The following is a 10,481-nucleotide window of genomic DNA, read 5'->3' on the forward strand; positions in this document are numbered from 1 at the left end:
TTTTGATGTATGGATGGGTATAGTAATGTAGAGATTGCTAAGGTACTACTCTTGAGCCATGAAGCGATAAGAAAACACATTGTTGATTATCAAAAAGCCAATAAGCTTTACCAATAATGGAGGTAGCACAAGCAAATTAAGTGATGGTGAGAGGGCAGAATTAGTGAGTCACCTAGAAGTAAATAATTATGTTTATGCTAAAGATATCATGCATCACATTGAGAACAAATATGGTGTGACATATACGATAACGGGAGTAACAAAATTACTATACAAACTGGGATTTGTGTACAAGAAGCCGAAAGTAGTAGCGGCTAAACTGGATTTTGACAAGCAAGAATTATTTAAGTTAAACTACAGTTTACTAAAAGGGAATCTTAGAGATAAGGAAGCCATATATTTTATGGATGGTGTTCATCCTCAGTATCAAGCAAGGGCAAGGTGTGGTTGGATAAGAAAGAACCAAAATAAGACCTTACCGACATTCAGTGGCTGGAGAAGAAAGCACATGATTGGTGCTATTAACCTAGCTGATTTACAGTTAGTAAGGACAGAGAACCCCAAAATAAATGGGGAGCAGATAGTTAATTTTCTACAAAGGTTGGAAGAGGAGAATAGTGACAAGGAAAGAATATATTTAATCTGTGACAATGCTAGTTACCACAAATCCAAGAAAGTTAAGGAATATAGCTTAAGCAGGTAAGGTAGTTACTTTTTGTAATATGTGATAAACAGCATCAAAAAAATATGTAAAGTTACTAGTATCTTTTCTAATTTGATGTTTAATTTTAAACCAATAATGTTCTATAGGATTAAGGTCAGGACTGTAAGTAGGTGTAGAAGTCAAGATTTGATCTTACAGACACTATAAATTTGGGGCTCTGTTGAATTGATTGTGTACATTTTGGCAAGACCATTAAAATCCCTTGGGTCTGTCAGATTTTTTGTGTAAGTACGATTTCTCCATTTGCCCAATTTTGTAAATTTAGTATCACAAAGTATAGCAAATTGATTTAAAGCCATGGCCCAATTCTTAATAGGCATTGTCCATTTTTTAGAAGCATTTGTCAATGCTAAAAAGATTATTTTCTGAATCGATTTATCATCTGGAAATACCCCCTTATTTTTTATAATTTTACGAATTTGACGGTTAGTTGATTCAATAGCATTAGTAGTGTAAATCGCCTTTCTAATGTCTTCCGGAAAGCTAAAGAACGGAGCTATTCCAGACCAATTTCTCTGCCATATATCAAAAATAACTGGATATTTTTCATCCCATTTTTTAGCAAAATTTTGTAATTCTCTTAATCCCTCTGCTTCATTTATTGCAGAATAAACTGCCTTTAAATCAGCTGTTACCAATTTTAAATCTTTATATGATACGTATTTTACAGAGTTTCTTACCATATGAACAATACACAGTTGTACTGTGGTTTTTGGGAAAATGCTATTTATTGCTTCTGGAAAACCTTTAAGACCATCAACACACGCAACATATATTTGTTCTACACCACGATTCTTCAGTTCTGTTACTACTTGCATCCCAAAATTTAGATCCTTCATTCTTGCCTATCCAAATACCTAATAGTTCCTTCTTGCCTTCTATATTCACGCCAATAGCTAGATAAACTGCTTTATTTATTATTAATATGATTGTCCTCTTGCTACATGAATAACAATCTACATTATAGGATATACACTATCAAGTGCTCTATTCTGCCACGCGGTAACTTCCTCTAAAATGCCATCAGTTACCTTTGATATTAACTCAGATGATACTTTGGTGGCATATAGTTCTTCTAAGTGCCCTTGTATTTCTCGAATAGTCATTCCCCTAGCATATAAAGATATTACTTTATCATCAAATCCTTCAAATCTCCTTACTCCTTTTGGAATTAGTTGAGGTTCAAATTCTCCTTCCCGATCCCTTGGCACTTCTACTATCAATTTACGACCCTCGGAATCTATTAGAGTCTTTTCATAATTGCCATTACGTCTATTATCTGACTCCTTGGTATTCTTAGAATGCTTCTCATAACCTATATGAGATTCCATTTCTTTTTCTAAAATCTTATTTACTATCTGCTTTTTAATTTCCTGAAATATTCCTTCTTTGCCAAATATCTCAGATGGATCACTTTGTGATAGTATTTCTGATACTACTTTTTCTATAGTCGGATTTGATACTTTACTCTTATTCTTCATATTAGCCTCATGTAAGTTGTTTTAATTAATTTTATTCTTAACTATTTTTATAACTTACACAAACTTTCTGACACCCCCTCTCCCTTCAAATTTTATCAAAAAATGAGCCATGGCCTCGTTCCAATTTGGTACTGACATAGTCCATTTTTTGTAATATAATCAATTGTCAGATATAAAATCTTAAATACCGCATCATCATTAGGAAAGACGTGTTTATTTTTTGTAACTTTTCGCAGTTGACTATTCAGTGATTCTATAGCATTTGTGGTATAAATTATCTTACGAATACTATCTGGATATTGCAAGAAAATTATCAAATTCTCCCAATTATTATACCATAATTTAGCAATATGCGTATATTGTTTACTCCATTTCTTATCAAAAGCTTCTAAAAAGCAAGATGTGCTTCATCTTCAGTACTAGAGCTATAAATAAGCCTTAAATCCGCCGCTAATGCTTTTCTCTATCCTTATAAGATACATACAATAGGCTATTTCTAATTTGATGTACTATACAAAGTTGATGCTCTGTTTTTGGATATACTGCTAAAATCGCTTCAGACATGCCACTCAGATTATCGCTACAGGCAATTAGTATATCCTTGACTCCTCGATTCTTTAATTCAGTAAAATTATTAAGCCAGAACTTAGCTCCTTCATTCTCACTGATCCATAATCCTAAAATATCTTTTCTTCCATGTAAATCTATTCCTAATGCAACATATACTGATTTATTAATTATCTGCTTATCTTGTCTTACTTTAACTACTAAACAATCAAAATATACTATAGGATATATGCTCTCAAGAGGACGACTCTGCCATATTCTAACCTCATCAATCACTTCATCTGTAATTCTACTAATTAAACTTTCACTAATTTCTGCACCGTATAACTCTTGTAGCTGAATACGTATATCAGATAAACTCATCCCTTTAGCATATAGTGATATTATCTTCTGATCTAAACCATCAATTCTAGTCTGCTTCTTACCTACAATCATTGGCTCAAATTTACCAGTTCTATCTCGTGGAATATTTAACTCTATAGCTCCATTCTCTGTGGTTACATTCTTACTAAAATTCCCATTCCTAGCATTCTCACTCTCTTTCCTACCATACTTACTATATCCTAAATGTTCAGACATCTCAGCTTGCAATGCCCTCTCCAGAATACCCTTACTTAGCTCTTTTATTAATCCATCTTGACCAAGTACTCTCTTTAAATCTGCTCCTCCTTCTACTAATAAGTCTATTGCTTCGTTTATTTTTTTATTCTTTTCTAATTGCATTTTCGTCTCCTATATTTTTGTTATATTAAATATAGGCCCTGCTCAAATTTACACAATCATTGCAAAAGACTCAAATTTTGCACCTGATTGTCAGTTAAGTTTTGACTGTCAGAGGAATATTCAAGATACAAGATTTCATTATTCTTTTCAACAGCTAATTTCTTACTATCCTTAAAAGTTTGCATAGGAGTTTTCCCATAACAATATTTACCGGAATGAGGTCTTTCATTATTGAAATGCTCTAACCAAATATCAAGATCTAATTGTAAATCATCAAGTTCGGTATAAATCTTTTTCCGCATCGTTGTATCAAAGAATTCTTGTTTCATGGTTTTATTAAAACGCTCACACATACCGTTTGTTTGGGGAGCATATGCCTTAGTTGTAGTATGTTCTATACCTTCTATGCTAAGAAATAACTCAAAAGCGTGATGCTCTATATTTCCCTTATATTCTGATCCACGATCTGTAAGAATACGAAATATTGGTATCCCTTGAGCCTCGTACCATGGTAACACGCGGTCATTAAGCATATCAGCAGCAGTAATAGCTGTTTTATCAGTATATAGTTTAGCATCCGCTACCCTAGTATAACTATCAATAAATACCTGAGAATAAACCTTACCTATACCTTTAAAATTTCCTACATAGTACGTATCCTGACATCCTAAATAACCTGGATGCTGTGTTGCAATTTCTCCATGAGCTTCTTTTTCATTACGACGCTTCTCTAGTACTTGTAACTGAGCTTCAGTAAGAACAATACCATCCTGAGCCATCTTTGCTTCTAATGCTTTAAGCCTTTTACTGATATTGTTTAAATCATTACGTAACCAAATTGATCTCACTCCTCCAGGTGATACAAGTATACCGCTCTTCTTAAGCTCATTTGATACTCTTAGCTGACCATATGCTGGATATTCTATTGCCATATCCATTACTGCCTTCTCTATCAATGGATCAACTCTATTCGCTATTATTGGCTTTCTTCGACTAATTTCATACAATGCTTCTTCGCCACCAGTTGCGTACAGTTCTTTAAATCTGTAATAACTATCTCTACTATATCCCATCGCTTTACATGCTGATGATATGCTACCAAGGCTCTTAGCTAATTCAAGTAATCCTAATTTTGGCTTTATTATTTTTTGATTTAAGTTCATTATGACCTTCCATTTTTTTTATCTGTATTTTTAATACGTCATTTTTATTAAATGTAAGATCAAATGTCAACTACTGCAAAGTAGGAAGGAATAAAATACTTGCCCCTACCGATTCAATTAATTCTTTTACCTTAGAGTTTTTATGAAAATTAATATTATCCATTACTACGACTTGTCCTGCCCTTAATTCTTTAATGAGTATATCCTTGACATACGTCTCAAAAATAGCTTTATTACAATTGCCTTCAAATATTAGAGGTGCTACAATATTGCTATTAAATAGGCCAGCAATCATACTAATTCTGTGTTTGTGCTGATAAACTTTTTCACCATAACATCTTTCTCCTTTTGGGCTCCAGCCATGTTCTCGACACGCATTATCTTCTATTCCTGATTCATCCAAAAACACTAGTTTATCTTTGTCTATGGTGGTTATCTTTTCTATAAACTCATTTCTTAATTTATGATTTCTTTTGGGATGAAGAAAAGTTTTTTTATAGCTGTAACCAACTTTTCTAATCATGTTTATTATAGTTCTTGCTGACACTTTACTAGGATACAAGATGGCTAGCTCTCGACTGCTTTTATCTTTATTAGATTCCAAAAATTTTTTAAATCCTTCCATATCTGTTATTTTATGACTATGCCCTTTTTGATAGCCAGTTTTTAATTGAACATCTCCTGTTTCTTTCTTTAATTTCTTCCAATCATATATTACTTTACGGCTGATATTAAATACTTGACTTGCTTCTATTATTCTTTTCCCTGACTCAATATATTGAATCACTCCCTTTCTTAAATCATATGAATATGGACTTGGCATAACTATTTTCTAATTACTTTACCATATCCTTTTATTAATATCACTATCTTAATTGCCTATGCTATAAATCAAATTTACTCATTCCAAACAAATTATCAGCTTTAGAAAGATATTTATTAGCCAATGATTGAGTTGTAAAAGTTAATAGAAAAATTGTAAGTAAATATTTTAAAAAGTTTTTCATATATCATAGCTCTTTCTTGTAACTTCTAGTAATATTCTCTACATGCTCCAAAATCTTTTCAGCAGCTTCGAAAGGTGATAAGTCACTAACGTCAAGTTTTAGCGGATTAGGATGGGATATATTTATTAAAGAGTCTACAATTGTTTAAAATAAGTTTTAATGTCTAAGTTGATTACTGCCTTTGCTCTCTTGTTGCTGTTTACTAGTCCAACTATTAGATAATTGAGTTTTAGCTTGCCGCTCTTGCTGTTTATCGATAACGACCTGTGCATGCTTTTCTCTTAACTCCGGTCCTTTATTCAAAGCTTCGCTCTCAGTAAGAATTGGCTTGCCGCTTGCTTTTCTAATCATAGTCTCCACGGAGTAAGGACCACAATCAAAATTATTATTTTGCTGCTTGATTTGTTCATCAATAACAAGCAGAGGTCTTTTATTTTCAAATGCTTTATTTATTGTATCAGGTAATATATTATTATTACTACCTATAGGATGCCCGAAAGAATCATTAAAAGTTATAATAGTTTGATTATCTTCTTTACTATGAGTCATAAATAAATTACACCAATGTCCGGTACCCATCTCTATCGGTATCACTGCACATTCTTTCCCATTTTCTTGTATATCTTTAGCAGCTCTATTTAAAATATCTGTGTTAATTTTTTGTTTATTCTGCTTCTTTTAATAGTGCATTACTCTGTTTTTCACGTTCCTCATCCGGTAGAGTAATTATTTTTTCTCTAGCCTCAAGGTCTTTTAAAACGTTGTTTCGTTCTAATTCCGGAGCATCTTTAAACATTGCTTTTGTCTCTTGAATTTCTGCTAAGGCTCTCTCTTTCTCTTCGCCTTTTATGGTAAGATCTCTAAGCATTTCTTCCTTAACTACTGTATTTGCTAAAGTTATAGCCGGTTGTATTGAAACTTTTTTGTCATCTAACGCTGCCGTCAAGATATTTACAATATCATTTTCAGTATACCAATATTCAGGTTTTTTTATGTTATTTAGATCTTCTTGTGAAAGATCATATTTAAAATCATTAATATTATTACTTGGATTATCATGGTGCAAAGTAGTACTAGCAGCCCTCATCGCTTTATAGTCTTGTTCTGTCATACCAAATAGCTTATCTTGCTGCTTTTGACTTGAACCTATAACCGGAGAGCTTTTAGAAACGTGTTGTTGCGGTTGAGTTATAGAAGATGCAACAGTAGTTAGTGATTCTTCTGTTATTGTCGGCTTTGCTTCCGTAGTTGGAGTTACTTGAGTTTTACGTTCTTCTTTTTTGTCGAATATTGCTTCTTTAAAACTAGTTACTATATCTTTAAAATAGTTAAAAACTCTTCTAAAAAAACCTTACGGTTGTGGTTGGTTTTCTTTTGGAGGTTCATATGATGTTGTTTGTTCTACTTGTATATCCTTAGGGCTATCATTCATAACTTTCTTTGTATTAAAATTAAAGTCAATAGGATTTATCTCAGCTTTACCTAAATCTTTTTGAAATTGCCTGGATATTTGTAATACATATTTTTTAAAATTTTCAGCAGCATTATTTGGATCTTTTAAGATTTTATTAATTTTGAGTTTCAATCCGTAAATTTGATCTTCAGAGGTAATACCGAATTTAGCAGTGATGAGATTTATTGCTTCGTCTGCAGAAAGAGGCCAAGTTTCTATAATCACTCTACCGCCTTGATTTTTAGCATTTTTTATTATTTTATCTAACTTTTCTTTATTAGGTATTGTACCGGAAAGTAATTGATCAATTTTGCGATCATATACAAGATTGTTAAAAACAGATGTTACTAAACTTATATACGTAATTGTAGTGGTTTTATCTTTTGATACTATACCATCGGCTATAGCTAAATTTTGATCTGCTTCATTTGTAAAAAAAACATGATCAACTTTTTCCATAATTTGCTTCCAATAAGCTTCTAGTTCAGAATTTTGGGGTAATGAATTATATTGATCAAAAGTAATAGTAGTTTTTATATTTAAATTTTGTGAATTAATTAAATCTTGTACCCGAAAAATTGGTTTTACATTATTATTATTAAGTTGAATATTAAAAATCGGTGTTTTGCCCTTTTCGTGGGATTCTTGTAAGATCTCCGAAAAAATACGTTCTTTATCGGATATATGTGATGCTTTATTAACTTCTAGCCGGATAATAGGCAGTTTATTTTGAGTTTCCTGCTTGTTTATTTTCTCTAATATCCGATCTTTATCTCCGAGTAAAAGAGTAAATATAATAGGCTCAGCCATTACTAACCTTTATTAAAAGAATATTAGATTCTGTGAAAATTTCTAATTGATTTAATATTTTGAGATATTTTTTAGCGAAAATTAATAAGATTTTTGCAGGAATAGCTACTCCTATTTCAAAAAAATCTTATAATTTGCAGCAAAAAAGAGCCAAAATTAAATCTTTTTAGAAATTTTCACAGAATCTAATATAATTATTAAAATTTTTGAGCTTTAAATCAAGCTATATTTAATAATCCATGCTTTAGCTTATATAATTTATCCATTTTATGTGCTAACTCATGGTTATGTGTTACCATAATAACTGCGGTATTTTGTTCTCTTGCTACTTTTAAAAATAAATTTAATACTTCATTTGTGGTTTTGGGATCTAAATTACCTGTCGGTTCATCTGCTAAAATAATTTTCGGCTTATTAATTAAGCTCCGAGCTATAGCGACCCGTTGTTGTTCTCCTCCCGATAATTCTCCGGGCATATTATAGAGTTTTTCCCCAAGCCTTAAATCATCTAATATCTTTGTTGCATCTTCTATTGCTTCTTTTTGATCAAGACCGCTAATAAGTCTTGGCATAATAACATTTTCAAGAGCGGTAAAATCTTTAAGTAAGTGATGTTGTTGATAGATAAAACCTAAATAATGAAGACGAATGAGATGATATTTTTGATACTTGCTATTTGGTATGATGACTTGACCGTTTGTAGGTTTATCAAGTAAGCCGGCAATATGTAGTAAAGTTGATTTGCCGCTACCTGAAGAACCTATTATAGCGATTAATTCACCTTCATTAACCGTTAGATTAAGATCATCTAGTACTCTAACAATAGTTTTGCCTTGGCTGTAATGTTTTGAGATATTTTTTAAAATGAGTACTGTATTATTCATATCTTAGGGCATCCACGGGATTTAATTTTGAGGCTCTATAAGAAGGATAAATTGTTGCAAGAAAACACAATATTATAGATAAAGAGGTAATTAAAATAATGTCCTCAGCTCTTACTTTTGAAGGTAAACTATAAAGAAAATAAATAGCTGCCTCGAAAATTTTAGTACCGGTTATACGCTCCAAATAATTCTTGATAGTTTGAATATTATAAGAAAAGGTAACCCCAAGGATTACACCTAGTGTTGTGCCAAGCAATCCTATAAACATTCCGTTATAGATAAAAATAAGCATTATTTGCTTAGTGCTTGCTCCCATAGTTCTAAGAATTGCAATATCTGAAGCTTTATCTTTAACAAGCATAAATAAGCTTGAAATAATATTAAAGGCGGCAACCGTAATAATTAAAGATAGAATAGTAAACATAGCCGTACGCTCAACAGCAAGAGCGCTTAAAAATTGCGAATTTAAGGTTTGCCAATTAAATACATATAAGTTTGGACCTAATAATGATTGTATTTTATATGAATATGCGAGAGCTTTATCGGGATCTAGACTATTAATTTCGATTAAATTAATATCGTTGCCAAGAGATAAGAAATTTTGTGCTGCGGTAAGCGGCATTAATATCGTTGTCAAATCATAATCATACATACCGCTATTGAAAATTGCGATAACTTTAAATTCTTTTGATCTTGGCATACTGCCAAAGGCGGTAGAAACTGAATTCGGTGAAATTAATCTAATCTTATCCCCAACGGTTACGCCTAAATTGCTTGCTAATTGTTCTCCGAGTGCTATTACGTTTTTGCCGTGAAAATTATCAAAACTACCAAAATTTACATTTTTAAAAATTTCATTTCTTAAACTTAGATCCTTTAATTTCATACCTTTAACAAGTACACCGCTATTATTATTTTTACCAAGAGCCAAAGCTTGACCGTGGGCAATGAATGTTACATGCTTTACATAATCTTGTTTTAGGAGTTTAGCTTTAATCTCTTCATAGTTATCAATACTACCACCTTGCCGATTTATTACTATATCCCCATTTAACCCGATAATATTTTTAGTAAGCTCTATATGAAAACCGTTCATAACGGACATGACTACTATTAATGCTGCAACGCCGATCATTACGCCTACTAACGAAAAGGCAGAAATAATAGAAACAAATTTTTCGTTTTTCTTAGCTCTAAAATATCTGAAAGCTATCTTGAAGATAAAATTGTTATTGATCATTTTTTTATTTTTTCTTACATCCGTTTCTAGGTTATTCCTGCGTGAATCAGCTTTTTTATCATTGTGAGCAGCCGTAGGCTGCGTGGCAATCTTATGAAATAATAACAAATTCCTGAGATTGCTTAGTCAAAACTTACAGTTTTTCCTCGCAATGACGACACAATTGATGAAGTAAAGACATCTACACGTTACTAGAAACCTCAAAGGCTTTATCGTACTTAAATAATTTAGGTAATGTTACTAACCCAAATAGCGTAACAATGGATATAGTAATGCCAAGAGGGGTAAAAGTACCGTAAAAATCCTACTAATTGCAACCCAAATGCCGTTAAAATCAATCTAGCCGAAGTAAAAATAGCAGTCATACGAGCTTTACCGTCCGGAATAGCTTCTAAAAGCAGCGGCCATAATATGCTAATCGGATATATC

At 32.1% G+C, this 10,481-nt stretch carries 7 protein-coding genes and 5 pseudogenes; 1 reads left to right on the forward strand and 11 read right to left on the reverse strand.

Annotated features, from left to right (window positions below):
• Positions 1-79: 79 nt before the first annotated feature.
• On the forward strand, positions 80-703 hold the full coding sequence (locus tag REIS_RS00695; protein ID WP_008579333.1) for an IS630 family transposase: 624 nt from the start codon (positions 80-82) through the stop codon (positions 701-703).
• Here the strand turns inward: REIS_RS00695 and REIS_RS11810 are convergent.
• The 11 genes and pseudogenes from REIS_RS11810 to REIS_RS00745 form a co-directional block, all read right to left on the reverse strand.
• Positions 692-835: pseudogene (locus REIS_RS11810) on the reverse strand (transposase); the annotation flags it as partial. The gene REIS_RS00695 and the pseudogene REIS_RS11810 sit on opposite strands and share 12 nt — an antisense overlap.
• Positions 836-999: 164 nt before the next feature.
• Positions 1,000-2,205: pseudogene (locus REIS_RS00705) on the reverse strand (IS256 family transposase); the annotation flags it as partial.
• 54 nt (positions 2,206-2,259) lie between these two features.
• Positions 2,260-3,495, reverse strand: a pseudogene (locus REIS_RS00710) (IS256 family transposase).
• A gap of 56 nt (positions 3,496-3,551) precedes the next feature.
• Positions 3,552-4,658 carry an IS481 family transposase gene (locus REIS_RS00715; protein ID WP_008579339.1) on the reverse strand — a complete coding sequence of 369 codons (1,107 nt, stop codon included), beginning with the start codon at positions 4,656-4,658 and terminating at the stop codon, positions 3,552-3,554.
• A gap of 70 nt (positions 4,659-4,728) precedes the next feature.
• A complete protein-coding gene (locus tag REIS_RS11815; RefSeq protein WP_008579340.1) occupies positions 4,729-5,481 on the reverse strand; it encodes an IS630 family transposase in 753 nt (250 codons plus the stop codon).
• Between the two features lie 340 nt (positions 5,482-5,821).
• Positions 5,822-6,322, reverse strand: coding sequence for a Ulp1 family isopeptidase (locus REIS_RS13885; RefSeq protein ID WP_152540755.1), 501 nt, complete (start codon positions 6,320-6,322; stop codon positions 5,822-5,824).
• 7 nt (positions 6,323-6,329) lie between these two features.
• Positions 6,330-6,776: a hypothetical protein gene (locus tag REIS_RS16770; protein WP_371256180.1), complete on the reverse strand. Its 447-nt coding sequence runs from the start codon at positions 6,774-6,776 to the stop codon at positions 6,330-6,332.
• Positions 6,776-7,928, reverse strand: a pseudogene (locus REIS_RS13890) (hypothetical protein); the annotation flags it as partial. The gene REIS_RS16770 and the pseudogene REIS_RS13890, both read right to left, overlap by 1 nt.
• A 218-nt stretch (positions 7,929-8,146) precedes the next feature.
• Positions 8,147-8,812, reverse strand: coding sequence for an ABC transporter ATP-binding protein (locus REIS_RS00735; protein WP_008579343.1), 666 nt, complete (start codon positions 8,810-8,812; stop codon positions 8,147-8,149).
• Positions 8,805-10,052: a lipoprotein-releasing ABC transporter permease subunit gene (locus REIS_RS00740; RefSeq protein ID WP_037214368.1), complete on the reverse strand. Its 1,248-nt coding sequence runs from the start codon at positions 10,050-10,052 to the stop codon at positions 8,805-8,807. Before REIS_RS00740 ends, REIS_RS00735 begins: the two co-directional genes overlap by 8 nt.
• Positions 10,053-10,233: 181 nt before the next feature.
• A pseudogene (locus REIS_RS00745) lies at positions 10,234-10,481 on the reverse strand (MFS transporter); the annotation flags it as partial.

Source organism: Rickettsia endosymbiont of Ixodes scapularis (assembly GCF_000160735.1).
Taxonomy (GTDB): domain Bacteria; phylum Pseudomonadota; class Alphaproteobacteria; order Rickettsiales; family Rickettsiaceae; genus Rickettsia; species Rickettsia tamurae.

Excerpts from the sequence above, each read along its gene's own strand:
- REIS_RS00715 (WP_008579339.1), bottom strand. The coding sequence starts at position 4,658 with ATGAACTTAAATCAAAAAATAATAAAGCCAAAATTAGGATTACTTGAA.
- REIS_RS11815 (WP_008579340.1), bottom strand. The coding sequence starts at position 5,481 with ATGCCAAGTCCATATTCATATGATTTAAGAAAGGGAGTGATTCAATAT.
- REIS_RS16770 (WP_371256180.1), bottom strand. The coding sequence starts at position 6,776 with ATGACAGAACAAGACTATAAAGCGATGAGGGCTGCTAGTACTACTTTG.
- REIS_RS00735 (WP_008579343.1), bottom strand. The coding sequence starts at position 8,812 with ATGAATAATACAGTACTCATTTTAAAAAATATCTCAAAACATTACAGC.
- REIS_RS00740 (WP_037214368.1), bottom strand. The coding sequence starts at position 10,052 with ATGATCAATAACAATTTTATCTTCAAGATAGCTTTCAGATATTTTAGA.